Origin of the sequence: Terrabacter sp. Root85, assembly GCF_001429185.1 — a bacterium.
Taxonomy (GTDB): Bacteria; Actinomycetota; Actinomycetes; order Actinomycetales; family Dermatophilaceae; genus Terrabacter.
The window spans coordinates 1,015,660-1,041,273 of record NZ_LMIW01000001.1; the positions used below are offsets into that span (position 1 = coordinate 1,015,660).

The 25,614-nt window shown below is 73.1% G+C and carries 24 protein-coding genes; 7 read left to right on the forward strand and 17 right to left on the reverse strand.

Features of this window, described 5'->3' with window-relative positions:
• Positions 1-72 precede the first annotated feature (72 nt).
• The 5 genes from ASE25_RS04825 to gndA all read right to left on the reverse strand — a co-directional run bounded on the left by ASE25_RS04825 (position 73) and on the right by gndA (position 6,600).
• Positions 73-837, reverse strand: coding sequence for a GNAT family N-acetyltransferase (locus tag ASE25_RS04825; protein ID WP_056823201.1), 765 nt, complete (start codon positions 835-837; stop codon positions 73-75).
• Between the two features lie 49 nt (positions 838-886).
• The gene (locus tag ASE25_RS04830) at positions 887-1,477 is read right to left on the reverse strand and encodes a dihydrofolate reductase family protein (protein ID WP_056823203.1); all 591 of its coding nucleotides are present in this window, start codon (positions 1,475-1,477) and stop codon (positions 887-889) included.
• 49 nt (positions 1,478-1,526) lie between these two features.
• Entirely contained in the window at positions 1,527-3,518 is a 1,992-nt protein-coding gene (locus ASE25_RS04835; RefSeq protein ID WP_157623318.1) for a VWA domain-containing protein, read from the reverse strand.
• 9 nt (positions 3,519-3,527) lie between these two features.
• Positions 3,528-4,925 (reverse strand): sigma 54-interacting transcriptional regulator, encoded by a 1,398-nt coding sequence (locus ASE25_RS04840; protein WP_056823206.1) that lies wholly within the window; start codon positions 4,923-4,925, stop codon positions 3,528-3,530.
• A gap of 223 nt (positions 4,926-5,148) precedes the next feature.
• A complete protein-coding gene (gene gndA, locus ASE25_RS04845) occupies positions 5,149-6,600 on the reverse strand; it encodes an NADP-dependent phosphogluconate dehydrogenase (protein WP_056823207.1) in 1,452 nt (483 codons plus the stop codon).
• A 91-nt stretch (positions 6,601-6,691) separates the two neighbouring features.
• On the opposite strand from gndA, the gene ASE25_RS04850 reads away from it, so the two are divergent.
• Positions 6,692-7,576 (forward strand): DUF429 domain-containing protein, encoded by an 885-nt coding sequence (locus tag ASE25_RS04850; protein ID WP_056823209.1) that lies wholly within the window; start codon positions 6,692-6,694, stop codon positions 7,574-7,576.
• Between the two features lie 292 nt (positions 7,577-7,868).
• Here the strand turns inward: ASE25_RS04850 and ASE25_RS04855 are convergent, their stop codons facing one another.
• Entirely contained in the window at positions 7,869-9,326 is a 1,458-nt protein-coding gene (locus ASE25_RS04855; protein ID WP_056779473.1) for an MFS transporter, read from the reverse strand.
• Between the two features lie 102 nt (positions 9,327-9,428).
• On the opposite strand from ASE25_RS04855, the gene ASE25_RS04860 reads away from it, so the two are divergent.
• Positions 9,429-10,028, forward strand: coding sequence for a TetR family transcriptional regulator (locus ASE25_RS04860; RefSeq protein ID WP_056779476.1), 600 nt, complete (start codon positions 9,429-9,431; stop codon positions 10,026-10,028).
• A 114-nt stretch (positions 10,029-10,142) separates the two neighbouring features.
• Here ASE25_RS04860 and ASE25_RS04865 read toward each other — a convergent pair whose 3' ends face one another.
• From ASE25_RS04865 to ASE25_RS04885, 5 genes are all read right to left on the reverse strand, one after another.
• Positions 10,143-11,294, reverse strand: coding sequence for an SGNH/GDSL hydrolase family protein (locus tag ASE25_RS04865; RefSeq protein ID WP_056823927.1), 1,152 nt, complete (start codon positions 11,292-11,294; stop codon positions 10,143-10,145).
• A gap of 150 nt (positions 11,295-11,444) precedes the next feature.
• Positions 11,445-12,269 carry an SDR family oxidoreductase gene (locus ASE25_RS04870; protein WP_056823211.1) on the reverse strand — a complete coding sequence of 275 codons (825 nt, stop codon included), beginning with the start codon at positions 12,267-12,269 and terminating at the stop codon, positions 11,445-11,447.
• A gap of 129 nt (positions 12,270-12,398) precedes the next feature.
• A complete protein-coding gene (locus ASE25_RS04875) occupies positions 12,399-13,307 on the reverse strand; it encodes an alpha/beta fold hydrolase (protein WP_056823214.1) in 909 nt (302 codons plus the stop codon).
• Positions 13,304-14,542 (reverse strand): RNA polymerase sigma factor, encoded by a 1,239-nt coding sequence (locus ASE25_RS04880; RefSeq protein ID WP_056823216.1) that lies wholly within the window; start codon positions 14,540-14,542, stop codon positions 13,304-13,306. The genes ASE25_RS04875 and ASE25_RS04880 overlap by 4 nt, the downstream gene beginning before the upstream one ends.
• A gap of 13 nt (positions 14,543-14,555) precedes the next feature.
• Entirely contained in the window at positions 14,556-14,951 is a 396-nt protein-coding gene (locus ASE25_RS04885; protein ID WP_056779489.1) for a YciI family protein, read from the reverse strand.
• Positions 14,952-15,089: 138 nt separating this feature from the next.
• Here ASE25_RS04885 and ASE25_RS04890 point away from each other — a divergent pair, with 138 nt between their 5' ends.
• Positions 15,090-16,223, forward strand: a complete 1,134-nt coding sequence (locus tag ASE25_RS04890; protein WP_056823218.1) for a glycoside hydrolase family 76 protein — start codon at positions 15,090-15,092, stop codon at positions 16,221-16,223.
• A gap of 81 nt (positions 16,224-16,304) precedes the next feature.
• Positions 16,305-17,393 (forward strand): S9 family peptidase, encoded by a 1,089-nt coding sequence (locus ASE25_RS04895; protein ID WP_056823220.1) that lies wholly within the window; start codon positions 16,305-16,307, stop codon positions 17,391-17,393.
• Positions 17,394-17,415: 22 nt separating this feature from the next.
• Here ASE25_RS04895 and ASE25_RS04900 read toward each other — a convergent pair whose 3' ends face one another.
• The 5 genes from ASE25_RS04900 to ASE25_RS04920 form a co-directional block, all read right to left on the reverse strand.
• Positions 17,416-18,333: an amidohydrolase family protein gene (locus ASE25_RS04900; protein ID WP_056779498.1), complete on the reverse strand. Its 918-nt coding sequence runs from the start codon at positions 18,331-18,333 to the stop codon at positions 17,416-17,418.
• A 46-nt stretch (positions 18,334-18,379) separates the two neighbouring features.
• Positions 18,380-18,913, reverse strand: coding sequence for a hemerythrin domain-containing protein (locus ASE25_RS04905; RefSeq protein WP_056823222.1), 534 nt, complete (start codon positions 18,911-18,913; stop codon positions 18,380-18,382).
• A 90-nt stretch (positions 18,914-19,003) separates the two neighbouring features.
• On the reverse strand, positions 19,004-20,338 hold the full coding sequence (locus tag ASE25_RS04910) for an aminopeptidase C (protein ID WP_056823224.1): 1,335 nt from the start codon (positions 20,336-20,338) through the stop codon (positions 19,004-19,006).
• Between the two features lie 136 nt (positions 20,339-20,474).
• Complete coding sequence (locus ASE25_RS04915) at positions 20,475-21,074, reverse strand: hypothetical protein (protein WP_056823226.1); 600 nt, start codon at positions 21,072-21,074, stop codon at positions 20,475-20,477.
• 19 nt (positions 21,075-21,093) lie between these two features.
• Positions 21,094-22,014, reverse strand: a complete 921-nt coding sequence (locus ASE25_RS04920; RefSeq protein ID WP_056823229.1) for an NAD(P)/FAD-dependent oxidoreductase — start codon at positions 22,012-22,014, stop codon at positions 21,094-21,096.
• Positions 22,015-22,095: 81 nt separating this feature from the next.
• On the opposite strand from ASE25_RS04920, the gene ASE25_RS04925 reads away from it, so the two are divergent.
• Entirely contained in the window at positions 22,096-22,533 is a 438-nt protein-coding gene (locus tag ASE25_RS04925) for a MerR family transcriptional regulator (protein ID WP_056823231.1), read from the forward strand.
• An 88-nt stretch (positions 22,534-22,621) separates the two neighbouring features.
• A complete protein-coding gene (locus ASE25_RS04930) occupies positions 22,622-23,620 on the forward strand; it encodes an NAD-dependent epimerase/dehydratase family protein (protein ID WP_056779511.1) in 999 nt (332 codons plus the stop codon).
• Between the two features lie 41 nt (positions 23,621-23,661).
• On the opposite strand, the gene ASE25_RS04935 is transcribed toward ASE25_RS04930, so the two are convergent.
• Positions 23,662-24,228 carry a CGNR zinc finger domain-containing protein gene (locus ASE25_RS04935; RefSeq protein ID WP_056779515.1) on the reverse strand — a complete coding sequence of 189 codons (567 nt, stop codon included), beginning with the start codon at positions 24,226-24,228 and terminating at the stop codon, positions 23,662-23,664.
• Positions 24,229-24,296: 68 nt separating this feature from the next.
• Between ASE25_RS04935 and ASE25_RS04940 the strand changes: the two genes are divergently transcribed.
• Positions 24,297-25,559 (forward strand): MFS transporter, encoded by a 1,263-nt coding sequence (locus tag ASE25_RS04940; RefSeq protein ID WP_056823233.1) that lies wholly within the window; start codon positions 24,297-24,299, stop codon positions 25,557-25,559.
• The last annotated feature ends 55 nt before the right edge of the window (positions 25,560-25,614 follow it).

Sequence of the window (25,614 nt, forward strand, 5' to 3'; positions counted from 1 at the left end):
CCCGCGCCCCACGTCGGAACTCCACCAGCGGGAGCAGTGACGCAGGGCGCGCGTGATGATGCCGCTGGTGCCTCAGTCGTCGAGCTCGAGGATGCAGGCGGTCCCGACGTCGACGAAGCCGACCCGGCGGTAGATGTCGGCAGCCGCATCCGATCCCGCCGAAAGGAAGACGATCTCGACGCCCTGCTCGCGGCAGGCGGCGACGAGGGTGCTCGTGATCGCCGTGCCGTGACCGCGGCCTCGGTGACCCGGGGGCACGGCGATGCCCATGAGCTCGGCGACGTCACCACGCGGAGCGGCCGACCCGGCGCCGCAGAGGCGGTTGCCCTCGAACGAGGCGACGACGAGGAGGTCTCCGCGCTCCATGAGCTCGGGTCGCTTGCCCGGGTCCTTCGGCTCCACCTCGTCGCGCCCGGCGAAGCCCGCCGACACCGCGCCCATGGCCAGCGACAGGTGCGGCTCGGCCGGGTTCAGCGCCCGGGCCCGTGGGTCCGCCGCCACCGGAACGTCCGACGGCATGACGAGCAGCGGGTAGCGGTGCGGCTCGTGGCCGGCCGCACGCACCGCAGGCAGCAACGACGGCGTGACCTCGTCGACCCACTCGACGGCCCGCGGCACCTCGAGCTCGCGCTGGGTCTCGAGCACACGGCATACGTCATCGGCGCTGAAGGCGCCCCGGCCACCCAGCCGGGGGCGCGCGTAGAACTGCCACCCCGTGCCCTCCTCGGCGACGAAGAGGGTGAAGGGCCCGACCTCCTTGGCGCGGGCGACGGCGCGCGGGACGCAGTCGTAGTACGCCTCGATGCGGTCCAGCCGCGCCTCGTGAGCTCGCCCCATGGCGCCACCATGACAGTCCGCGGCACGCGCGAGCGACCGGATTACGGCGTCAGCGCTGGACCGGGTAGACGAGGTGCGTGACCCGCTCACCCTCGACGACCGTGGTCGGGTCGCCGAGCACGACCTGGCCGGCGGCCTCGGTGAAGTACGGACGCCCGACGCCCAGGAAGCACGGCACGAGGTCGATCGCCACCTCGTCGAGCAGCCCCTCGGCGAGGCACTGGCTCGCGATCTCACCGGCCGCGACACCCACGGCGGAGTCACCCGCGACCTCGCGCGCCCGGGCCACCGCGTCGTGGACGCCGCCCGTCACGAACTCGACGGTCCCGCCGGGATAGCCCCAGCCTTCGGGCGGCTCGTGGGTGAGCACGACGACCGGGACCCCGAGCGGATGCCTGCCCTTCCACCCGTCGGTGATGTCGAAGAGGTGCCGGCCGACGACGAGCGCGCCGAGGCTGCCGGCCCACGACCGCCAGTAGTCCGCGTCGGTCCGGGTCAGGTGGAAGGTCATGTCACCGCCGGCCGACTCCCACGGCACATCGCCGGCCTCGTACCAGTCGAAGAGCGGACCGACCTCGTCGTCCGGACCGGCGACGAACCCGTCCAGCGACATCGATGCCGATGACACGACCTTGCCCATGGTGCTCTCCTGTCTGCGAGGTGCTCGTCCACCAGTGCGGCCCCAGCGCTCAGCGGCGGCCCCGGCGGGTGCGAAGGTAGTCGGCGACGACGTACTCCCCGAGCCGCGAGATGTCGGGCGTGAAGACGCGCCCACCCGCCCGCCGGGCCACGGCGTCGACGAAGCGCGCCAGCCCCGGGTCGTCGCCGAGCATGAAGATGTTGAGCTGGGCCCCCGAGCGCCGCAGCTCGTCGACCTGCGCCACCGTCGCGCGCACGGTCTCCTGCGTCGCCGGCCAGTGGAAGGTCGGGCGCCCGTCCACCTCGATGTGCGCCGTCGGCTCACCGTCGGTGACGACGAGGACGACCGGCTCCGCGTCCGGGTGCCGCCGCAGGTGCCGCGAGGCGAGCATGAGCGCGTGCTGGAGGTTGGTGCCCTGCACCCACTCCGGCTCGGCCTCAGTGAGCTCCGTCGGCGTGAGCGTGCGGGCCGCGAGGTTGAAGCCGATGATCTGCAGCGCGTCGTGCCGGAAGCGGGTCTGCACGAGGTGCGAGAGCGCGAGCGCCGTCTGCTTCATCGGCCCCCACCGGCCCTCCTGCATCATCGAGAACGACATGTCGACGCACAGCGCGACCGCCGCCACCGAGCGCCGCTCCGTCTCTGCCACCTCGAAGTCCTCGACGAGCAGCTCGACCCCACCGCCCGAGGCCGTGCTCCGTCGGGCCGCGTTGCGCTGCAAGGCGTTCGAGACGGTGCGCACCGTGTCGATGGGCAGCTCGTCGCCGAACTCCCACTGACGGGTGAGCCCGGTCGGCTCGTCGGCCTGACCCGCCGCGCGGTCGTCGTGGTCGCCGCGGCCGGCCGCCTCGACGCGGTCGAAGACCCGCTTGAGCGCGGTCTCGCCGAGGCGTCGCACGGCACGCGGCGTGAGTCGCAGGCCGTCGTCCCCGCGGGAGACGTAGCCCTGGCGTTCGAGCTCGCGCTCGAGCTGGCGGAGGGCCTCCATGTCACGGGCGGCGTCCGCGCCGAGGTACTGCTCGAGCCGCTCGACGTCGACGTCGTCGAGGGTCGCGCCGAAGTAGCCCTGACCGAGCTGCTCGCCGAGCTGCTCGAGATCGGCGAGCTCGGCAACCGCCCCGACAGCCTCCCCGTAGCCCATCGGCTCGCCGCCCTGACCCGGCTGCACGGGGCTGCGCCGGTCGAGACCGGGCCGCAGGGCGCGCAGGTTGTCGGAGAGCTGCGCCATCTGCGACGCGAGGTCGGGGTCGCCGAGGGCGTCGGACATGAGCTGGCCGAGCTGCTCGCGCTGCTCGGGGGTCAACGAGGCCATGAGCCGGTCTGCTGCGGCCTGTCGCCGGGCCAGGGCGTCGATGAGCTCGTCGACGTTCTCGGGGTGCTCCGGGAAGAGGTCGCCGTGCTTGTCCATGAAGTCGCGGAACTGGTCCTCGGTGTCCTCGTCACGGGCGTGGGCGGCGAGGAGCTGGTTGAGGTCGGCGAGCATGTCCTTGACCGCCTGCATCGCCTGGGGGTCGTTGCCCGACAACGCCTGCTTGAGCCCCTCGAACTGCGCCCCGACGACCTCACGCTGGAGCATCTGCTGGATCTGCTCGTACGTCTGCTGCGCCTCGGGCGAGTGCCACGCGTAGTCCCCGAGCGCGCGGACCGCGCCGGCCACGTCGTCGGGGATCGTCGCGAGGTCCATCTCGGCCAGCCGGGCGTCGTCACCGTCCTCACCGGCGAGGGTGTCGCGCTCCTCGGCGAGCGCCTGGTCGAGCATGGCGCGCACCTGGTCGAGGGTGCCGCCGAGGTCGCCGCGCCGACGCGCAGCCTCCCGCAGACGGCGTACGCGGTCAGCGAGGTCGTCGAGGCCGCGACGTCCGTCCATGCCACGTCGCATGAGCTCGCGCAGCGCCTCCCGCAGGGAGCCACCGGCGAGGACGTCGTGCCCGACCTCGTCGAGGGCTGAGCGGACGTCGAAGGGCGGCGCGAGCGGGTCGGGCCCACCGGACCACGGCGCATAGCGGAACCGCCCGTGCACCTCGTCCCCGTCGCGCGGCGTCATCGGCACGACCTACGCCCCGTAGACGGTACGGCCGGCGACGGAGTCCTTGTCGATGCGTCGCGTCAGGTGCAGTCCCTCGAGCACGAACTCGACTGCGGCAGCGACCTGCCCGGGGGTCGCGTCGTCGCCGTGCCCGAGGCGGTCGAGCACCTTGGACAGGCCCGGCACCGGGCCCACCTGCGCAAGCAGGTCGGCGCCCGGCACGAGCTCCCCGGTCTCGACGACGGCGCCCTCGGCGAAGAGGTTCGTGAAGCCGGTGAGGTCGAGGCCCGCGAGGCGCGAGCGGTAGGTCTCTGCGACGGCGAGGCGCAGCAGGTGCGTCAGCACGTCGCGCTCCCGGCCCTCCTCCCCCATCTCGAACTCGACCTTGCCGAGCAGGGTCGGCACGACGGTGGGGACGTCGCAGACGCGCGCGACGGCATACGCCTCCCCGGAGCGGGCGGCGCGGCGCAGCGCGGAGCCGGCCACGCCCTCGGCCCCCGCGATGGCGAACCGCGCGGAGACACCGGAGCGCTGGTCGACGGCCGACGACTCGCGCAGCCCGCGGGTGAAGCGGGCGACGACCTCGAGGAGGTGCTCGGGCACGTCGGCGACGAGCGCTGACTCCTGCGCGATGAGGGCGACCTCGTCGCTGACCTCGGTCGGGTAGTGGGTGCGGATCTCGGCGCCGAAGCGGTCCTTGAGCGGCGTGATGATGCGGCCGCGGTTCGTGTAGTCCTCGGGGTTGGCCGTCGCGACGAGGAGGATGTCGAGGGGCAGCCGCAGCGAGTAGCCGCGGATCTGGATGTCGCGCTCCTCGAGCACGTTGAAGAGGGCGACCTGGATGCGCTCGGCGAGGTCGGGCAGCTCGTTGAGGCCGAAGATGCCACGGTTGCTGCGCGGCACGAGGCCGTAGTGCACCGTCTCGGGGTCGCCGAGCGTGCGGCCCTGCGCGACCTTGACGGGGTCGACGTCGCCGACGAGGTCACCGACGCTCGTGTCGGGCGTCGCGAGCTTCTCGGTGTAGCGCTCGCTGCGGTGGCGCCACACGACGGGCAGGTCGTCGCCGAGCTCGGCAGCGAGCCGGCGGCAGCGGGTGCACGACGGCGCGTGCGGGTCGTCGCCGATCTCGCAGCCCTCGACGACGGGGCTCCACTCGTCGAGCAGGCCCGAGAGCGTGCGCATGAGGCGGGTCTTGCCCTGGCCGCGCTCGCCGAGCAGGACGAGGTCGTGGCCCGCGAGCAGCGCCGTCTCGAGCTCGGGCAGGACGGTCTCCTCGAAGCCCACCATCCCGGGGAAGGCGTCGTCGCCCGCGCGCAACCGGGCCAGGAGGTTCTCGCGGATCTCGCTCTTGACGCTGCGGTGGACGTGGCCGATGTCGCGCAGCTCGCCGAGGGTGGTGGCACGACCGGTGTCGGGGTGGGTCATTGCTTCACGCTACGTCCGACTCCCGACCCTGTCGAAGGGTGCATCGAGGGCTGGTCCGGCATCGCCCTGCACGAGCCACCACCAGGGCCCGTGACGCCGGCTCGCGCCCTCGTTGAACGCGTGGTGTCGGGCGCTGCCCTGCTTCCGTATGCCGTGTGCCCGGATCCGCCGGGACGCGTGACGTGCGCGAGGTGTCGTCGTGCGCGCCCGGGCGGTCCTCCGTTCAGTCGGTGGAGGACTCTGCGCGGTCTCCGGCCCAGTCGGTGTGGAAGGTGCCCCCGCGATCGACGCGTGTGTAGGTGTGCGCGCCGAAGTTGTCGCGCAGCGCCTGGATGAGCGCGGCCGGCAGACGGTCGCGGCGCAGGCCGTCGAAGTAGGCGAGCGAAGACGCGAAGGCCGGCGCCGGGACGCCGCGCTCGGCCGACACGGCGACGACGCGGCGCCAGGCCTGCACCCCGTCGCCGATGGCGTCGGCGAACCACGGCGCAGTCAGCAGCGTCTCGAGGTCGGGCTCGGCGGCATACGCCTCCTTGATGCGGTCGAGGAAGCGGGCGCGGATGATGCAGCCACCGCGCCAGATCGTCGCGACCTCACCGAGGTCGAGGTCCCAGCCGTGCTCCTGCGAGCCGGCGGCGAGCTGGTCGAAGCCCTGGGCGTAGGCGACGATCTTCGAGGCGTAGAGGGCGGCCCGGACGTCGTCGACGAAGGCGTCGCGCTCGACGTCGCGCTGCGTGGCGGGGTCGAGGTCGGCGAGGTCCGTGAAGGTCTCGCGCACCGCGGCGCGCTGGCTCGTGTGGCCCGACAGGCTGCGCGCGAAGGTCGCCTCAGCGATGCCCGTGACGGGGACGCCGAGGTCGAGGGCGCTCTGCACGGTCCAGCGGCCGGTGCCCTTCTGCTCGGCCGCGTCACCGACGACGTCGACGAACGGCTTGCCCGTCGAGGCGTCGGTGTGGGCGAGCACGTCGGCGGTCATCTCGATGAGGAAGGACTCGAGGTCGCCCTCGTTCCACTCTCGGAAGACGTCGGCGATCTCGGCGGGCTCGAGACCGAGGACGCTGCGGAGCAGGTCGAAGGACTCGGCGATGAGCTGCATGTCGGCGTACTCGATGCCGTTGTGGACCATCTTGACGAAGTGGCCGGCGGCGTCAGGGCCGAGGTGCGCGGCGCACGGCGTCCCGTCGACCTGCGCGGCGATCGACTCGACGACCGGAGCCAGGCGCTCGTAGGCGTGGTCGGACCCGCCGACCATGATCGAGGGACCGTTGAGCGCGCCCTCCTCGCCGCCCGAGACGCCCATGCCGACGAAGTGGATCCCCTGGTCGGAGAGAGCCTTCTCCCGTCGGAGCGTGTCGGCGAAGTGCGCGTTGCCGGCGTCGACGACGATGTCGCCCTCGTCGAGCAGGGGCACGAGCTCGTCGATGACGGCGTCGGTCGGGCCACCCGCCTTGACCATGACGATGATGGCTCGTGGCTTCTGGATCGCGGCCACGAAGTCCTCGACCGTCTCGGCGGGGACGAAGTCGCCCTCGTCGCCGAACTGCTCGACGAGGCTCGTCATCCGCGAGGTCGTGCGGTTGTGGACCGCCACCGTGTGGCCGTGGCGGGCGATGTTGCGAGCGAGGTTGCGACCCATGGTCGCGAGGCCGGTGACGCCGATCGTTGCGCGTGTGTCCATGTGGGCGGCAACCTCCCCGGCGACCGGTCCATTCCGCGGTGTCCACCCACCGGGCCGGACCGCACAGCCTCCGATGGGGTTGAGTGGTGCCATGGGAACGGACGCGCAGCGGATCCGCGAGCTCGCCGAGGGGTTGACGACAGCGCTGGCCCGGCCGGTCGGCGCCAGTGACGAGATCGCCGGCGCCCTCGCGGAGAGCGTCGCCGCGCTGCGCCGGCTCGCCGACGTCGTCGAACGGCACTCCGATGCCGCCGCGGCCTCCGGGCGCCCCGCTCCGGTCGAGGTCGTCGCGCCCGTGCTCGGTGTCGACGGGTGCACCGCCGGCTGGGTGGGCGCGCTGCTCGAGCCGGGCGCCCCACGTCCGCGCATCCTCGTCGCCCCGACGATCGCCGAGCTCGTCGCCATGGTGCGCGAGTCGACCGGCATCCGAGTCGTCGGCATCGACATCCCGATCGGCCTGCCGGACAGCACGATCCGCCAGGCCGACGTCCTCGCACGCAAGGCACTGCCCGGCAAGGCGTCGTCGATCTTCTCGACACTGACCCGCACCGCCTACGGGGAGGCCACGCGTCTGGACGCCGACGCCGTCAACCGTGGCCTCGTCGGCCAGGGCGTGGGTGCCCAGGCGTTCGCCCTGCGCGACAAGATCGTCGAGGTCGACTCCTGGCTGCGCACGCGCCCCACCGTGACGGTGCTCGAGGTCCATCCGGAGGTGTCGTTCGCGACGATGACCGGCGCACCGATCCTCGCGAGCAAGAAGACCGACGACGGACGCGACCAGCGGCTCGCAGCGCTCGCGGCCGCGGGCATCGCGCGCCCGTCCGTGCTCCAGGGCCAGGGGTATGCCGCCGACGACGTCCTCGACGCCTGCGCGGTCGCGTGGTCGGCCGCGCGCCACGCGGCAGGCCTGGCCCGGTCCCTGCCCGACCCGCCGGAGGTCTTCTCCGACGGCATCCCGGCCGCCATCTGGGCCTGAGCGACGCACGCGCGCAGTCGTGTCCGACGATGGGCGCATGCAGATCACGCTCGACGACCTCACCCCCTTCGGCAGCTACCGCCTCGACCCGCACAGCACCTTCATGACCCTCGAGCTCTGAGTCGCCGGTCCGACGCCGGCTCCGTGTGCACGGGGCGGCGTCAGTGCCCCGCCGGCATCAACGTCTGACCGCTCTCGCCTGACGCCCGGTGCACACGGCACCACGATGCGACCGAGGTATGCCGTCACGACCGGGCGCGACGGCATACCTCGTCCGGTGGTGGGCCGGGGCTCAGGCGGCAGGTGCCACCTGCGGAGCCCGACGGATGAAGAGGACGACGACCGCGGCGAGGAGAGCCGCGCCGGCGCAGAGCGCGAAGAGCTGGCGGTACGCCGTGAGCGACGGCACCGCGAAGCTGCCGAGGATCACGGTGTTGGCGGCGAGGATGCTGCCGCCGAGGGCCGAGGCGAGCGAGCTGCCGAGGCTGCGGAAGAGCGCGTTGAGCCCGTTGGCGGCGGCGATCTCGGTGCGCGGCGTGTGCTCGTTGATGAGCGAGGGGATGGCGGCGTAGCCGATGCCCGTGCCGATCCCGACGATGGTCGTGCCGATGATGACCTCGGTCAGGCTCGAGGTCCAGACGATGCGCATGAACCACCCGGCGGCGACGACGACCGCGCCGAGGGCGAGGGTCTTCGGGGCGCCCCACGAGCCGATGAGGCGCGCGGCGATCGGCGAGAAGATGATCATCGCGATGCCGCTCGGGAGCAGGGCGAGACCGCCGGTCATGAGGCTCGCGCCGAAGCCGTAGCCGCTCGCCTCGGGGGCCTCGACGAAGGCCGCCGTGCCGAGGAACGACGCGAAGAGGGCGAAGCCGAAGAGCACCGAGGCGACGTTGGTCAGCACGATGGGACGGCGGCGCAGCGCCCGGAGGTCGACGAGGGGGTCCTGGATGCGGGTCTGGCTCCAGCCGAAGACGGCGAAGAGCACGGCGGACGCGGCGAGCAGCCACCACACGCGGGGGTCGGACCAGCCCCAGGCGGCGCTCTGGGTGAGCGGGAGCAGGAGCGTCAGCAGGGCGGCACCCATGAGGGTCGCACCGACGAGGTCGACGCGGCCGCCGCTGCGGCCCGGAGCCTCGGGGACCATGATCCGGATGCCGGCGAAGGCGATGAGCCCGGCGACGGAGGTGATCCAGAAGAGCGCGTGGAAGGAGAAGTGCTCGGCGACGAAGCCGGCGAGAGGCAGGCCCAGCGCACCGCCGACGCCGAGCATGGCGCTGACGAGGGCGACCGACGACGCGACGCGTTCCTTGGGCATCGTCGTCATGAGCAGGCTGATGCCGAGCGGGATCGCCGCAGCCGCCATGCCCTGGATCGAGCGCCCGAGGATGAGCAGGCCGATGTTGTCGGTGAGGGCCGTGAGGAGCGAGCCGAGGGTGAGGGCGGCGAGGGCCACGAGGAGCATCCGGCGCTTGCCGAACATGTCACCGAGGCGGCCCAGGATCGGCACGGAGATGGCGGCGACGAGCAGCGTCGAGGTGAGCAGCCACGAGACGTTGCTGGCCGACGTGTTCAGGTCGGCCGGCAGTGACGAGAGGACGGGGACGAGCAGCGACTGCGAGAGCGCGACGACGAGCGCACCGAGGCCGACGAAGACGAGCTGGACGGTGGCCCGGCTCGACTGTGCCCTCGACGTCGTGCTCGGTGCGGTGGCGACTGCCGTCTCGGGCGGCTCGGTGCTGACGGACATGCGGACTCCTCCGGAGGATCTGGGTGTGGTGACACTGTACGCCCGTTGTGACACTGAGTGTCAAACGCGGCATGAGATGCCATCCGGTGCTAGGATCGGGACATGCCGCCGACGCCGACCACTCTCCGCGACCGGGCACGCGGGGCCGTGCGTGACGAGGTGTCCAAGCAGGCGTGGCGCCTCTTCGCGGCCCAGGGCTTCGAGCTGACCACCGTCGACCAGATCGCCGCCGCGGCAGGCATGTCGCGCCGCACCTTCTTCCGCTACTTCGAGAGCAAGGAGGACCTCGTCCTCGACCGCCTCCTCGAGTCGGGTGAGTCCGTCGTCGACGCGATGCACGAGCGGCCGGCGGACGAGCCGCCGTGGACGGCGCTGCGCGGCGCCTTCGAGGCCATCGTCAGCGTGATGGAGGCCCATGCCGTCAGCTCCCGGCCGCTCCAGCTCATGCTCCATCGCGAGCCCGTGCTGCGTGGCACCGTCACCGAGCTGCACCGACGCTGGCTCGAGTCGCTGACCCCCCTGGTGGCCGGGCGCATGCCCCGCCGCCGTGGCCACCGAGGTCCCGACGTGCGCGCGGCCGCGATGACGAGCAGCGCCCTCGCCTGCCTCGAGATCGCGCAGACGACGTGGGCCGCCGACCCCTCGGTCCGACTCTCGTCGCTGCTCGACGAGGTCATGGGCGCCGTCTCGCCGCTCGACTGAGCACCGCCCGCACACCACCCGGACCCGCCACGACGTGACCGAGGTATGCCGTCGCGACCGGACACGACGGCATACCTCGTCCCAGCGGGGCCTGTCTCTCTGACCCCGTGGAGCTCAGCCGGTCACAGCGACCCGGAGGGCTCCGGCGGTCGCGTCCCAGCCGGGCTGGGTCGGGTGGACGAACTCGGCGACGTCACGGCCCGGCGTGCCGACGGGCACGAGCCACGCCTTCGAGTTGTCGGCGACGACGTGCGGGTCGAGACCGTGGACGCGGCCGCCCCAGGCCGCCTTGACGGTGTCGACGAAGTGGTACTGCGTCGTGGCGTCCTCCGCGTCGAGCTCGGCGATGCCGCGCGCCTGGAGGTCGTCGCCGAGGCGCTGGAGGTCGTTGAGCGCCGTGCCGGAGTCGTAGACCGGCGCGACCTCGGGGATGCCGTAGCTCTCGGTGTTGACGAGGAACGGGTAGCTGAGCAGGTAGACCTGCGCGTGCCCACCGGACCGGGCGACGACGGCACGCAGGGCCGCCTTGGTGCGGTCGACCATCTCGGGCGCCTTGGCCGTCGCCGCGTCCAGCGCCTGCTTGCAGCTCGACGGGTCGCGGACGGTCAGGCAGTTGACGACGATGGTCGAGAAGCCGATGTCGTTGCCGCCGATGGTGACGAAGACGTAGTCGGTGTCGGGCGTGACCGCGTCGATCTGCGGCCGGGCGACGAGCTGGCACGAGACGGTGCCGGTGTAGAGGCCGCCCACGCCGACTCCGGCGACGAAGGTGTAGGTGTAGGAGAAGTCGGGCTGGGTCGGGACGCCGCAGAGTCGCTCGTTGTGCGCCCGGCGCAGCCACTCGGTCTTCTGGTCGGGGTGGCGCGCCGGGTCGATCGAGTAGGTCGCACTCTTCGTGGACGGGTCGCCGAGCTCGCGCGGCTCGAGGATGTCGGCGACGACCCCACCGCTGCACGCCACGTCGCTGTAGCTCGCGCCGATCGAGGCCGCGACCTGCGAGCCGTAGTTGTCGGGCGAGCGGTAGCAGCTGCGCTCCTCGTAGCTGCCCGTGCCGTTGCCGGCCGAGTAGGAGTCGCCGAGCTGGACGACGTGCGGCGCGGTCGTCGTGGTGGACGGAGCAACGGCGGACGGAGCGACGGCGGACGGGGAGGCCGCGGCTGACGGAGCGGCGGCCGCGCCGGCCGTGAGTGCTGCGGCCGTGGCGAGCGCCGCGACGAGGGCTGCGGCGGGGCGGGCAGGGCGGCCGGTGGGTGCGGAACGGGGCACGGCGGGACTCCTTCGTCCGGTGTCGGTCTCCGAGGAGAACGACACCGACACGACGGAGGTCACGCGGGCGCCGTGGCCGCCACCCCACGCGGAGGAGGTATGCCGTCACGGACGTGCGTGACGGCATACCTCCTCGGGTCCTGGCGGGGGTCAGCCCTGCGCGAGCTGGGACACGTCGTCCCACTTCTCCCAGGTCTCGATCCGTGAGGCGTAGTCCGCCTTGGCGATCGAGAGCGGGGCCGCGCCGAAGAAGACGCGCAGCGGCGGCTCGTCGGCGTCGACGACCTCGAGCACGGCCGCCGCGGAGGCCTTGGGGTCGCCGGGGCCGGAGGTGTTGCGGGCCGCGCGCTCGCGGTGGGTGCGTTCGCGGATCTCGTCGTAGGTGGACGACGGCTCGGAGTGCTTGGCCGACGGGCCGGCCCAGTCGGTCGAGAAGCCGCCGGGCTCGATGAGCGTGACCGTGATGCCGAAGGGCGCGACCTCCTGGGCGAGCGACTGGCTCAGACCCTCGAGCGCCCACTTCGACGCGTGGTAGGCGCCGACGATCGGGAACGCGGAGATGCCGCCGATCGAGCTGACCTGGATGATGTGGCCCGAGCCCTGCTCGCGCATGATCGGCAGCGCCGCCTGTGTCACCCAGAGCGCACCGAAGAAGTTCGTCTCGAGCTGGTCGCGGACGTCGGCCTCGCTCAGCTCCTCGACGAAGCCGAAGTGGCCGTAGCCGGCGTTGTTGATGACGACGTCGAGCCGGCCGAAGCGATCGTGCGCCTGCTGCACGGCGGCGAAGTCCGCGTCGCGGTCGGTGACGTCGAGGGCGATCGGCAGCAGCCGCTCGCCGTAGGTCTGGACGAGGTCGTCGAGGGTGGAGGTGTCGCGGGCGGTCGCGGCGACGTTGTCGCCTCGCTCGAGTGCGGCGATCGCCCACTCGCGACCGAACCCACGGGACGTTCCGGTGATGAACCACGTTTTCGTCATGCGTTCGACGCTATGACTTCGAGTGCGCTCCAACGCAAGCCGCGCCGTCGCTGCCAGACCCCGGTTCGAGGTGATGCCGACGCCCCGCGTGGACCCCGCGATCACCTCGAACCAGCCGGGGGCCGGCCCTCAGGATCGTCGGGCGGTCCGGGCCAGCCAGGTGAGCGCGTCCTCGGCGGTGCGGAGCACCGAGATGTGGCCGTCGCCGGGCTGGAGCCAGAGGTCGGCGTCGGGCACGGCGCCGGCGAGCCACTGGCCGTGCGAGGCCGGGACGATCCGGTCGGCCCCGCCGTGCACGACGAGCGTGGGGGCCGACACGGCGCCGGGCTCGAAGCCCCAGTCGGAGACGTAGGCCAGGTCGTCGTCGATGAGCGCCGCAGGACCCGCAGCGAGGGCGGGCCCGACGACGGAGCCGAACCAGCCCCACGGTCCGGCGAACGCCGCCTCGTCGGCCGGCACGAACCCGACGTCGATCTCACCCTCCGGCCCCTGTGCGGCGGCGGCCTCGTGCGCCTCCTTGGACTCGCGACCAGCTGCCGCAGCGCGGAGGGAGGCCTCACCGCCGGGCGCCATGCCGGCGAAGAACGCCAGCCCCGAGGCGCTGAACGGGGCGACCGCGGAGACGCTGACGACGGATCGCACCCGGTCGCCGAGCAGCGCGCCCGACGCGAGGGCGTGCGTGCCGCCGCCCGAGTGCCCCATGACCGCGAAGGACCCCACGCCGAGGTGGTCGGCGACGGCAGCCACGTCCCGGGCGGCCGAGGCGACGTCCCGACCCGGCCGAGGCGTCGACCCGCCGTAGCCGGGCCGGTCGTAGGACACCCAGCGGATGCCGAGCCGGGCCGCGGCCTCGAAGAGGGGCCGTGGCGGTGCGCCGATGTTGGGCGTCCCGTGGTGCCACACGACGACGAGCGGCTCGACGTCGGTGGCTCCGCCGGCCCCGAGGTCGCCGGTGTCGTAGACGTGCAGCACGTGCCCGTCGCCGAGGTCGACGTCGCTCTCGGTGACGGCGCTCGGGGCGGCTGGGGTGTCGCTCACAGGGCTTCGGCCTTTCGTCGGAGGTGGTCCTGCTCGGGGATGCTCGTCGTGAGCCGGGACGCGAGCAGGTAGCTGTCGCGAGCCCCGGCGGCGTCTCCCGACATCTCGAGGAGGTGGGCGCGCACCGCGTGCAGCCGGTGGTGCCGGGCGAGCCGCTTGTCCTGCTCGAGGTCGTCCAGCACGGCGAGCCCGGCGACAGGTCCCTCGACCATGGCGAGCGCGACGGCGCGGTTGAGCGTCACGACCGGCCCGGGCGCGAGCTGCTCGAGCAGCCCGTAGAGGGCCAGCACCTGCTCCCAGTCCGTCTGCGCCGCCGTCGGCGCCTCGTCGTGCACGGCCGCGATCGCCGCCTGCACCTGGTAGGGCCCGAGCCGGGTCCGCGTCAGGGCGTCGGTCACGAGGGCGACGCCCTCCCGGACGTATGCCGTGTCCCACCGAGAGCGGTCCTGCTCGGCGAGCGGCACGAGCTCACCGGCCTCGCTCGTCCGGGCCGGCCGTCGCGCCTCGGTGAGCAGCATGAGGGCGAGCAGCCCGGCGACCTCGCCGTCATCGGGCAGGAGGGCGTGCGCCTGGCGCGTCAGGCGGATCGCCTCTGCCGTCAGGTCGATCCGGTGCAGCGAGTCACCACTGCTCGCCGTGTGACCCTCGGTGAAGACGAGGTAGAGGACGTGGAGCACCTCCCGCAGCCGCTCGGGCACGTCGTCGGGCGGCGGCATCCGGAACTCGGCCCCCGACTCGCGGATCCGCTGCTTGGCGCGGCTGATCCGCTGCGCCATCGTCGCCTCGGGCACGAGGAACGCATGGGCGATCTGCGCCGTCGTCAGACCGCCGACCGCCCTGAGGGTCAGGGCGATCCGTGACGCTGGAGCCAGCGCGGGGTGGCAGCAGAGGAGGAGCAGCGTCAGGGTGTCGTCGTGGTCGGCCGGCCCGGCGGCATACGCAGGCGGAACGACGAGGTCGCCGACCGGCACGTTGGTCGCATCGGCGAGCTCGCGTCGGATCCGCGCCTCGTCGCTGCGCAGGCCGTCGATGAGGCGACGCGAGCCGACCCGGATGAGCCACGCCTTGGGGTCGTCCGGCACGCCCTCCTCGGGCCACTGCGCTGCCGCGGCGAGCAGCGCCTCCTGGGCGGCCTCCTCGGCACGGTCGAAGTCCCGGTAGCGACGCACGAGCGCCCCGATGACCTGCGGCGTCACGCTGCGCCACAGGTCGTCGGTCACCACGGATCCGCCCACGTCACAAGCCTTCTCAGAGGTCCTCGGCCGATCCACCCATGAGCGGGCGCACCTCGACGACGGCGAACCGAGCGTCGGGGAAGCGTCCCGCGATCTCCTCGGCCCGCTCGGGAGTCGCACAGTCGACGACGAAGTAGCCGGCCATCTGCTCCTTCGACTCTACGAAGGGACCGTCGGTGACGAGGCTCTCGCCGTCGCGCACCCGCACGCTCCGGGCCGTCAGCGGGTCCGCGAGCGCCTGCGCGGTCACGAGCTCACCCGACTCGCTGATCTCGCCCATGAGCTCCTCGAAGTCGCGCAGCATCCCGGCGCGCTCGTCGTCGGTCATGGCCGCGGCCTCGGGCGTACGCAGGAAGATCGGGTGCCCCCACGTCTGCGGGTTGCTCCAGATCATGAGCAGGTACTTCACGTCGACTCCTTCGTCCTGGCGCCGTCGCGGCGGCCGGTTCACGTCTCGTCAGGGACGTCGGAGCCGTGGCCGCGATCTCGACACCGCCACCGACCCTTCCACAGACCGGTGTGGCGGGGGCCGCGGTAGCGTCGCAGCGTGTCCGCCGCCGCCCCCTCGACCGCTCCCCCGACGCCCCTCGACGAGCGCGCCGCCGAGGCCGAGCGGTCCGTCACGGCGCTCTTCGCCGGGCGGCTCGGGCGTATGCCGTTGACGCACCTCGCGCGCATCGTGCACCCCGCGCCGCCCGGGTCACGGACGTTCGGCGGCCTCCGCGGGGCGTGGCACTACTGGTGGCAGGCGCACTACCTCGACGCGGTCGTCGACGCCGGCCTCCGGTCCCTGCGCACCGGTGACCCGGCAGGCGCGGAGGCCCGTGCCCGGCAGGGTGACCGGCTGCTCTCGACGATCCGGCTGCGCAACCGGGTGCGCTGGGTCAACGACTTCTACGACGACATGGCCTGGCTCGCGCTGGCCTCCGGTCGGCTGCAGGACCTGCACGACGAGATCGGGCGCACCGCGCGTGGCCGACGCCTCCGCGCGGCCGGCAGCCACCTCACGGCGCAGCTGCGGTCGGCGCACACGGACGACCTCGGGGGCGGCCTCTTCTGGAGCCGGGACCGCGACTTCAAGAACAGTCCCGCGACGGGCCCGGCCGCGCTGCACCTCGCCCGTCTCGGCGACACGGACGAGGCCCGCCGGCTCGTCGACTGGCTCTACGCGCGCCTGTGGTCGGTGGAGAGCGGGCTCGTGCTCGACGGCATCCGGCTCCTGGGTGGTGAGGAGGTGCTCGTCCCCGACGTGTGGTCGTACAACCAGGGCACGGTGCTCGGCGCGCTCGTGACGCTCGGGGACGACCAGAGCCTCGCGCGGGCGGCCGCGCTCGTCGCCGCGGTGGACGCGCGGCTGACGACCGAGGTCGGTGGCGCCCGGGTGCTACGGACGCACGGCGGCGGCGACGGCGGCCTCTTCACCGGGATCCTCGTGCGCTACCTCGCGCTCGCCGCGAACGTCCCGGCCCTCGACCCGGAGGCGCGGGAGGCCGCACGGCGGCTCGTCACGGGCACGGCCGACGCGCTGTGGACGGGTCGCGGCAGCCTCCGGGTCGCGGGTCGGCGTGACCCGTCGGTCTTCGCCGTCGAGCCGGGCGGACCCGCACCGGTGCCACCGCTCGAGCTGTCGCCGCAGCTGCAGGCCTGGACCGTCCTCGAGGCCGCCGCCGCGCTCCGCTGACCCCGTCGGGAAGGTCTCGGATCGGGCACGAAGGCTGGGAGCGGGCTGGGAATCCCGCCTCCCACGGGTGAGACTCGAGACGTGCGCACCCCACGAGCCCTCGCCGCCGGCCTCACCGCCGCGGTGCTGCTCGGCGCCTGCTCGACCACGGGGCCCACCGATCACCGAGGGGGCGGCACGACGGGAGCCGGCCCGACGGCATACGCCAGCGCGTCCAGCGCTCCGTCCCCGGCGCCCTCCACGACGGCACCGGAGCAGACCCCCACACCCGCTCCGACCAGCACGCCGAAGCCCGCGCCCGATCCGGCGTCGATCGCGGCGCTCATCGCGATGCAGTACGACGGCGGCAACCTCAGGCTCGGGCGCGAGCGCGGCAGCACCGACGCGTACCGGCAGTACTTCGCGACCTACGAGAGCAACGGGCTGACGATCTCGGGGCGCATCAACATCCCGCGCGGCACGGGCCCGTTCCCGGCTGTCGTCCTCGCGCACGGCTACGTCGACCCCGCGGTCTACACGAACGGCGAGACCATGCTCCGCGAGCGCGACCACCTCGCGCGGCAGGGCTACGTCACGCTGCACATCGACTACCGCAACCACGCGCAGTCCGACAAGGACCCGCGCAACGACGCCAACCTCCGGGCGGGCTACGCGGTCGATGCCATCAACGCCGGGCTGGCGCTCAAGAAGGCGCAGGTCGTCGACCCCGACCGCATCGCGCTCATCGGCCGGTCCATGGGCGGCGGGGTCGTCTACACCGCCCTGGTCGTACGCCCGGGGCTCTTCCGCGCTGCCGTGGCCTACGCGCCGGTCAGCTCCGACACCGTCGACAACTTCGACAAGTGGGTGCGGCGCGACGCCTCCCGCTCGGGCGCGGCCCGCGCCGTGATCGGCCGCCTGGGCACTCCCGAGGCGCAGCCGGCGGCCTGGGCGGCGACCAGCCCGCGCACCTATTTCGGCCGCATCGCCGAGCCGCTCCTCATCCACCACGGGACCGCCGACGAGGACTGCCCGCTGTCGTGGTCGCGCGAGTCCGTCGCGGCGCTGAAGGCCGAGGGCAAGGATGTCGAGCTGCGCATCTATCCCGGCGGGCGGCACACGCTGACGTCCCCGCAGTGGGACACCTCGATCCGCCGCACCGAGGCCTTCCTCGCCGAGCACCTGGGCTGACGTCCGGTGCGACTTGCCACGGCTACGTGGTGGGCAGACCCAGCAGACGGGCGCCGTTGTGCCAGAGCACGGCACGCATCCAGTCGTCGCCGAGGTCGAGACGGGCGAGCGCGTCGACCTGGTGGGCGTAGGGGTAGGGGATGCTCGGGAAGTCCGAGCCGAGCACGACCCGGTCGCGCAGCCCGCCGAGACGGTCGACGTAGCCGTCCGGGAAGGGCGCGAAACGGTTCGTGAAGTCCGTGCCGCTCATCGTCGTGTCGAGGTGGACGCCGGCGAACTCCTCTGCGAGGTCGGCGAACTCGTGGTACTCCGGCATGCCGAGGTGGGCGACGACGAGGACGAGGTCGGGGTGCCTGCGCAGCACCTCACGCACCGCTCCCGGGCCGGTGTGGGTGCCGCGGATGGGCGCCGAGCCGGCGTGGACGACGACGGGCACGCGGGCGGCCTCGAGCCGCGCCCACGCCGGGTCGAGCCGGTCGTCGTCCGGGGTGAAGTCCCCGACCTGGACGTGGATCTTGAAGAGGCGGGCCCCGTCGTCGAGGGCCGCCGCCACCTGGTCACCCACGCCCGGCTCCGGGTAGAACGTCGCGCAGTGCACGGCGTCGGGCACCTTCCGGGCGAAGTCCGCACACCACTCGTTGAGCCACGTCGTCATGCCGGGCTTGTGCGGGTAGACGAGAGCCGGGATCGCCCGGAGGCCGAGAGCGCGAAGCGTCGCGAGACGCGTCGGCTCGTCGTCGCGGTACGTGATCGGCCACGGCGCGCCGTAGTGGCTCTCGGCCTCGTCGAAGTAGGCCCACACCTTGCGTTGCATGGCGTCGGGCAGGAAGTGCACGTGGACGTCGGCGAGCCCCGGCAACCCGAGGGAGCGGACGTATGCCGGCACGTCGGCGTCCGTCGCCGGGCCCGATGTCGTGCGGGGTGCGTCAGAGGTCGTCATCGTCTGGCAGCGTAGGTCAGGCCGGTCGCCCTCGCCGGGCGGGCGATCACGTGCCACGCACCGTCAGCACGGCACCGACCCACGATTGGTCGTCGAGGCCGTCGAGCGCGGCGCCGATGCTGCGCTCCTCGAAGGCGAAGTGGGAGTCCATGATCGCCATGAGCCCGTCGAGCTCCCCCGCGAGACGAGTCCGGCGCGCCCCCGACGCCTCCGATGTCTCCGACGCCTCCTCGGCGAGGACGGCCACCCGGGTGAGGATGCCGGCGACGAGGTGATGGTCCTCGGCGAGCTTGTCGAGCATCGGGCCGAGGTCGGGGCGCTCGGCCCGAAGCGCGGCGAAGAGTCCGTCGTCCTCACCGGTGTGATGGGCCTGGAGCGCGCGGCAGAAGCCGAGGCAGTGCGCGAGGAGCCCTGCCACCGGCGAGGAAGCGCCGACCGCCGGCGCGCCGTCCCGGCCGAGGCCGTCACGGAGGACGCGCACCCGTGCCCGCAGGTCGTCGTGCACGGCGCTCAGCTGGGCAGCGAGGGCCGCCGTGCGGTCCTGGTCGTCATGACGTGGGTCGCGGGAGCTCGGGGGCATGGTCCACCCAGTCCATCACGTGCACCCGCCGACGCAGAGCGCGCCGCTGCCTGACCGGCAGCGGCGCGCTCGACGCGGAGCGGAAGGGAGTCAGCCGGCGAGGGCGCCCATCGGGTCCCAGGCGGGGAGCACGATCGGGTCGCGGGTCAGCGCCTCCTGCAGCTCGGCGGGCAGCGCGTCGCGGCGCACGGCCACCTCGAAGACGAACTCGGCGAACCACGAGTCGTTCATCGTCATGAAGCCCTTGTCGCCCTTCTCGGTGCCCCAGCTGTTCTCGACGCGCCAGCGACGCGGGACGTCGTCGAGCAGGTCGACGCCGGTGAAGAGCATGGCGTGCGTCATGAGCGACTCGTGGTGCAGCAGCCGGTCGGCCTTGCCGAGACTCGGCTCGGTGCCGTAGATCGCGGCGCGGTCGAAGAGGCCGGCGTCCCAGAGGCCGAGGGTGGCGTTGGACATCTGGCCGGTGTCGCAGCCGAACCAGACCGGCTCGCCGCCGACGATCGCCCGTGCCGCAAGGGACTTCATGAGGTCCGGCTCGACGTTGAGGTAGGTGACCGGCGGCGCCCCGACGACGTTGCCGAGGTGCTCGACCGTGAAGGTGTGCCCGTAGGGGCTGCTCGCGCGAGGGTCGTTGACGAGGCACACGTAGTCCTCGAGCGGCACCGTGACGTAGCGCTCGGCGAACTCGAGCGGCGTCATCGTGCCGTCGCGGTGGAAGCCGCCGTCGGTGTCCTTCCACTGCCACACGAACGACTCCGGCGGCGTGCCGAGGTGGATGCAGAGCAGCCGGTGGACCGTCGCGAGCACCTGCTCCTTGGCGTCCTGGAGGTCCTCGGCGCCGGCGCCGTCGGCTGCCGCGGCCCGCAGGTCGCGCGCGGCCTGGCGCAGGATCGTGCTGAGGTCGCGGTTCATCTGACCGGTGTTGCTCGAGCTCTTCGTCTCGGGCATGGCGACCTTGGGCACGAGGCCGTGCTTGACGACGAGCGCGACGAACATGTTCCACTGCCCGCCGTCCTCGGCCGGCGTGGCGAGCAGGTGCGCCACGGTGCGGTCGTCGACGTCGCGGTCGGCCGTCGCGATGACGGACTCGAGCCAGTGGTTGGCCTTCTCGAACTTGTCCCAGAAGAGCAGGTGGTTCTGCGAGAACTCGAAGTCCTTGACCTTGAGCTTCTCGCGGGCACTCGCGCGCAGCAGGTTGGTGCCGGCGAAGAGCCAGCAACGGCCGCTCTTCTCCTGGGAGGTCGCCGTCCAGTCGTCGAGGAGGTTCGAGACCGAGTGGTCGATGCCCGTCACCACCCGGCGGTCGAGCGCGATCTCGTCGACCGACGTCGTCGTGACGGCATTCTGGAGCATTCGTGCGGTGGGGTCGGCCTCGAACGCCTTCGTGAGGCGCTCGACGAGGTCGGGGGCGAGGTCGCGCGGCATGGGCCACTCCTTCGAGCTTCTCGGGATCCCAGCATCGTATGCCGCCCCGCCGGCACCCACCCGGTCCCGCCCCACTCGAGTGAGCGCCAGGCCCCACTCGAGTGAGCGCCCCGCCACACCCGTCGCGGCAGGTCGGTCACAGGCTCTCGGCGACGACCTCGATCGGCACCACACCGGTGTACGCCTGCGCGGCAGCCCGGACCTCGTCGGCGGTGAGGGAGCCAGGGACGAGCGCCGGGTCGGGCCGGAACTGGACGACCGTCCCCGGCGGCGCCTGACCGGGCACGGCCTCCAGCACCCCCTGTGGCAGGCCGTGCTCGAAGCGCTGGCTCCAGCCACCCTCGGCACGCCGGTTGGTGTGGACGACCCACTCGCTGAGGGCGGCGACGACCGAGATGCCGGCTCGCGGCGACCCGTCGGGCAGCAGCGGTGCGTCGTCGCGGCCGTAGAAGCGCAGGTCCTTCGTCGCCATGATCGGCTTGACGCGCGCGACACCGTCCTCGTCGACGCGGGTCTCGGTGCCGCGGCCGTCGTCGGCCACCGAGACCGAGCCGTCGGCGTGGAGCACGACACGGATCCGGGTCGTGCGTCCCTCGACAGCCTCGTCGACGGGGTAGGCGAGCACCTCGAGGACGAGCCGCACCGGGCCGCCGGCAGCGAACGCACCTGCGTTGGTGCGGATCTCGTCGAGATGGTCGGTGTCGACAGCCCTGCTCCAGTCGTGCGTGGTTCCCACGCCCCCACCCTGTCAGAGGTCAGCGCGCCGTCAAGGCCATGATCGCCGCCGAGGCCGCGAGCTGGCCGGACGCCGCCGCGGCGACGACCGAGGCCATCGGCATCGGGTAGGCGGGCAGGTGCGCCATGTCGCCGGCACAGAGCACCCGCTCCCGGCTCGACCGGGCGAACTCGTCGACCCGCACGGCGCCGGACGCGTTGAGCTCGAGTCCCAGCTGCTCGGCGAAGGGCGCCGACTGGCTCAGCTCCGGCTTCACGAAGAGCCCGGCGACCTGCTCGGTCGTCCCGGCGGGCACCGGCTCGCCATCAGCACCCGCGAGCACCACGCGTACGCCCCCGTCGTGCCGCTCGGCCGAGACGACACGCTCGGTGCGCACGGTGGTCCCCACCGGGAGACCGTCGGGCACGGCGTCTCCGTCGGTGAGCACGACGATCTCGGACGCGATGCGTCCGAGCAGGCCCGACAGGTGCGGGGCGATGGTCGCCCCGAGGATGCCGACGCGCTGACCGCTCAGCTCGTGGCCGTGACAGAAGGGGCAGTGCGCGACGAGGTCGCCCCACAACGCGTCCAGCCCGGGCACGGGCGGGAGGGTGTCACGGACGCCGGTGGCGAGGACGAGGGCCCGCGCCGTCACGGCCGTGCCGTCGGTCACGTACACCCGGAACAGCCCGTCAGCCTCCTCGACCGACTCGACGCGCTGCTCCCGCACGCTCACGGTGTCGTATGCCGTGAGCTGCTTTCGCGCGTCGGCGCGGAATTCCGCCGGCGGAGTGCCGTCGTGGGCGACGACGTTGTGCATGTGGCTGACCGTGGCGTTGCGATAGGTGCCGTCGTCGAAGAGGACGGCGTCGCGGTGGACGCGACCGAGGGTGAGTGCGGCCTGGAGCCCGGCGGGGCCTCCGCCGATGACGGCGACGTCGGTGTGTGTGCTGGCGGTCATGGTGGCTCCCTGGGTGATTGATCCGGCGAGTGCTGGGCGGCTCTGTGCCTGTTGCGATCCAGCGTGTACCTTCATGTCGACATGAAGGCAAGGGCGCGCGACGAGAGCTGGACCGTCGGAGAGCTGGCGGCACGCTTCGACCTGCCGACGAACGTGCTGCGCCACTGGGAGACGCTCGGGCTGCTCACGCCCGATCGCGACGGGTCCGGCTACCGGCGCTACGGCCGGGGCGACCTCGTCCGTGTCGCGGTCATCCTCCGCAACAAGGCGGCCGGCATGACGCTCGAGCAGATCGGCGTGCTGCTCGACGGCGAGGCGGCCGGACGGCACGAGGTGCTCGAGGCCCACCTGCGCGACCTCGACGAGCGGGCACGGTCGATCGAGCGGTCACGCGAGATGACCGAGCACGCACTGCGGTGCAGGGCGCACGACATCGTCGCGTGCCCGCGCTTCTCGCAGCACGTCGCCGACCTGACCGACGGTCGCGCGGCGACGGCGCGCATCGACGACTGGGCGTAGGCACACGTCCCATCCGGACCCGCGCTGGTCTTACGTCGACAGCGAAGGGGCCTTGGCGCGGCGGCCGGCGCAGGCGAGGATCGTGCCCATGAGACTGCTCGTGCTCGGAGGCACCCACCACGTCGGCCGCGCGTTCGTCGAGGCTGCCCTCGCCCGCGGCGACGACGTCACGACGGTGACCCGGGGCCTCACCGGCACCGCCGTCGAGGGCGCCGAGGCGCGCCACGCCGACCGCCTCGACCCCGGCGCACTTCGCACGGCGCTCGGGGACGACGAGTGGGATGCCGTCGTCGACACGTGGTCGGCCGAGCCCGTCGCCGTGCAGACGTCGGCGCGGCTGCTCCGCGGTCGCGCAGGGCACTACACCTACATCTCGTCGTGCTCGGTCTACACGTGGCCCATCGCCGTGGGATCCGACGAGGGCGCGCCCGTCGTGGAGGGCGACCCGGCCTCGACGGACGCCTCCGACTACGCCGCGGCCAAGCGGGGCGGCGAGCTCGCCGCCCTGGCGGAGTTCGGCGGTGACGTGGCCATCGCCCGGGCGGGCCTGATCCTCGGGCCCTACGAGATGGTCGGCCGGATGCCCTTCTGGCTCAAGCGGATCGCGGCGGGCGGGCGCGTGCCCGCGCCGGGACCCCACGAGCGGCCGCTGCAGTACGTCGACTGCCGGGACATCGCGGACTGGGTTCTCGGGTCACGGCCGGTCGGCACCTTCAACATGGTGAGCGAGCCGGGTCACACGACGATCGGGGCGCTGCTCGACGAGGTGCGCACCGTGACGGGGAGTGACGCCGAGCTCGTCTGGCTCGACCCCGCTGCCGTCGAGGCGGCCGGGGTGCAGCCGTGGACCGAGCTGCCGATCTGGGTCCCGCCGACGGGCGAGCTCGCGGGCCTGCACGCCCTCGACACCTCTGCCGCCCGGGCGGCGGGGCTGCACTGCCGGCCGATGCCCGAGACGGTCGCCGACACGTGGGCCTGGCTGCTGCGCGAGGGCCTGCCGGAGCGGCCGACGAACCGCGGTGGTGGCCCGATGGACGCCGACGCCGAGGCCCGCCTCTGGGCCGCCCACGACGCCGCCGCCACCTGAGAGCCCCACCCCCCGTCGCGTGGGTCCGGGGGATCGTGGGGTCAGCGGGTGCGGGCGCGGTGAGCGGCGGCCTTGACGCGACTCTGGCACCGGGCAGAGCAGTAGCGGCGTGTGCCGTTCTTCGACCCGTCGACGTAGACGCGGTCGCAGACGGGCGCGTCGCACACGCCGAGCCGTCCGCCGAGGTCGCTGCCGATGGCCACGGCCAGGCCCGAGGCGATCCCGGCCTGCCAGCCCCGGACGTAGCCGTCGTCGGGGCCGTGGAAGTGCAGCTGGTGCCGGCCTTCCTCGTCGGGGTCGAGCCGCGGCCGCGCGGCCGTCGATGCGAGCAGGTCGTTGACGACGGCGGCCGCCGCCGCGAGGTCGTCACGGTCCGCGGCCTCGAAGACGACACGCGCTTGAGGCACGACCTCGAGCAGCCCCCGCGCATTCACGGCCGTCGGCCGCGAGCGCCGGTCGGGCGAGGACGTCGCGTCGGCCACGCCGCGGACGAGGTCCGCCCCCACCGGGGGGTCGTAGGCCGCCCCGTGCGCCTCTCCGGGGCTCGCAAGGTTGACGAGGGCCACCGTCGCGTCGAGCAGTCGCTCGACATGACTGTCGAAACGCATTTGACCAGTCACCGTTCCCTTCGTAGCCTCGTGACCACCAAAGTCTAGTTCGACAGTCAGGAGCCGCCGTGGACCGACCACCGCGCACGACCTCCCTGCCGCCCCGGCTGCGGGTGCTCATCGCAGCCCGCTGCGTCAACCGACTCGGCGGCTACTCGATGGCCTTCCTCGGCGTGCTCCTCGTCCGCGAGCTGGGTGCGGGACCTGCCGAGACGGCCCTCGCGCTCACCTGCTTCGGGGTCGCGACGATCCCCTCGCGCATCCTCGGTGGTCACCTCACCGACGCGTGGGGCCACCGGCCGACGATGCTCCTCGGCCTCGTCGCCTGCGCCGCGGCACAGCTCGTCATCGCCGGCGCGCCGACCCTCGCCTGGGCGCTCCTCGGTGCCGTCCTCCTCGGGCTCGCCTACGAGGTCGTCGAGCCACCGACGCAGGCGCTCGTCTCCGACCTCGTGCCCGAGCACTCCCGCGCCTACGCCTACTCGGCGCTCAACGCCTCACTGGCCGTCGCAGGCGTCCTCGCCGGTGTCGTCGCAGCAGCCGTGTCGGGTCTCGGCCTGCGCTGGCTCTTCGTCGTCGACGCCGCCACCTGCCTCGCGTGCGCAACCCTCGTGGCACACCGCATCCCCCGCGCCACGACACCCACGACGAACCGCCCCCTCGAGCAGGACGGCCGTCGGGTGGGCACCCTGCCACGCCACGACGTCTCGGCCGACGCGCGCTCGACCCCGGCCCGCGCGCGCTGGGTCGCTGCCCTGACGGACCGCCGCCTGCGCCCCGTCGTCGCCTTCGGGACGGTCGCGGCGACGGTGACGATGGTCGTCGTCTTCGGCGTGCCGCTCCTCGTCGAGCAGCGGGGCCTGTCGCCGGCCGTCACCGGCTGGGTCCTCGCCGCGGGCGCTGCGGCCAGCGTCCCGGGCGCCTGGCTCGCGGCTGCACTCCGTCACCGGACCGACGACGCGGGGGTCCTCCTCGTCGGCGAGGTGGTCGCGTCGGCGGGGCTCGCGACGATCGCCCTCGCCGGCCACCCGGTGACCCTCGCCGCCGGCCTCGTCGCCTTCGACGTCGGCGGGCTGCTCGTCATCGCGACGACGATGGCCCGCGCCGGCACCCTCGCTCCCGACGGCGCCCGCGGCACCTACCTCGCCGTGCTGGGACTGACGTGGGGTCTCGCCACGTCCGTCGCGCCGGCGATCCTCACGACGCTCGGGACGGCATACGGCCCCGGGGCACCCTTCGGCGCAGCAGCGGCCCTACTGCTCGGGACAGCCGTCGTCCGCGCCGCGCGACGGGCACCGCGGGTTGCCGGTCACCTCTCGGCCGGTCACTGACCCGGCGAGCCCCCGGACCTGGCGCGGCGGCATACGTCATCAGTGGCAACCCGGC

Excerpts from the sequence above, each read along its gene's own strand:
- ASE25_RS04825 (WP_056823201.1), bottom strand. The coding sequence starts at position 837 with ATGGGGCGAGCTCACGAGGCGCGGCTGGACCGCATCGAGGCGTACTAC.
- ASE25_RS04830 (WP_056823203.1), bottom strand. The coding sequence starts at position 1,477 with ATGGGCAAGGTCGTGTCATCGGCATCGATGTCGCTGGACGGGTTCGTC.
- ASE25_RS04835 (WP_157623318.1), bottom strand. The coding sequence starts at position 3,518 with ATGACGCCGCGCGACGGGGACGAGGTGCACGGGCGGTTCCGCTATGCG.
- ASE25_RS04840 (WP_056823206.1), bottom strand. The coding sequence starts at position 4,925 with ATGACCCACCCCGACACCGGTCGTGCCACCACCCTCGGCGAGCTGCGC.
- gndA (WP_056823207.1), bottom strand. The coding sequence starts at position 6,600 with ATGGACACACGCGCAACGATCGGCGTCACCGGCCTCGCGACCATGGGT.
- ASE25_RS04850 (WP_056823209.1), top strand. The coding sequence starts at position 6,692 with ATGGGAACGGACGCGCAGCGGATCCGCGAGCTCGCCGAGGGGTTGACG.
- ASE25_RS04855 (WP_056779473.1), bottom strand. The coding sequence starts at position 9,326 with ATGTCCGTCAGCACCGAGCCGCCCGAGACGGCAGTCGCCACCGCACCG.
- ASE25_RS04860 (WP_056779476.1), top strand. The coding sequence starts at position 9,429 with ATGCCGCCGACGCCGACCACTCTCCGCGACCGGGCACGCGGGGCCGTG.
- ASE25_RS04870 (WP_056823211.1), bottom strand. The coding sequence starts at position 12,269 with ATGACGAAAACGTGGTTCATCACCGGAACGTCCCGTGGGTTCGGTCGC.
- ASE25_RS04900 (WP_056779498.1), bottom strand. The coding sequence starts at position 18,333 with ATGACGACCTCTGACGCACCCCGCACGACATCGGGCCCGGCGACGGAC.
- ASE25_RS04905 (WP_056823222.1), bottom strand. The coding sequence starts at position 18,913 with ATGCCCCCGAGCTCCCGCGACCCACGTCATGACGACCAGGACCGCACG.
- ASE25_RS04910 (WP_056823224.1), bottom strand. The coding sequence starts at position 20,338 with ATGCCGCGCGACCTCGCCCCCGACCTCGTCGAGCGCCTCACGAAGGCG.
- ASE25_RS04920 (WP_056823229.1), bottom strand. The coding sequence starts at position 22,014 with ATGACCGCCAGCACACACACCGACGTCGCCGTCATCGGCGGAGGCCCC.
- ASE25_RS04925 (WP_056823231.1), top strand. The coding sequence starts at position 22,096 with ATGAAGGCAAGGGCGCGCGACGAGAGCTGGACCGTCGGAGAGCTGGCG.
- ASE25_RS04930 (WP_056779511.1), top strand. The coding sequence starts at position 22,622 with ATGAGACTGCTCGTGCTCGGAGGCACCCACCACGTCGGCCGCGCGTTC.
- ASE25_RS04935 (WP_056779515.1), bottom strand. The coding sequence starts at position 24,228 with ATGCGTTTCGACAGTCATGTCGAGCGACTGCTCGACGCGACGGTGGCC.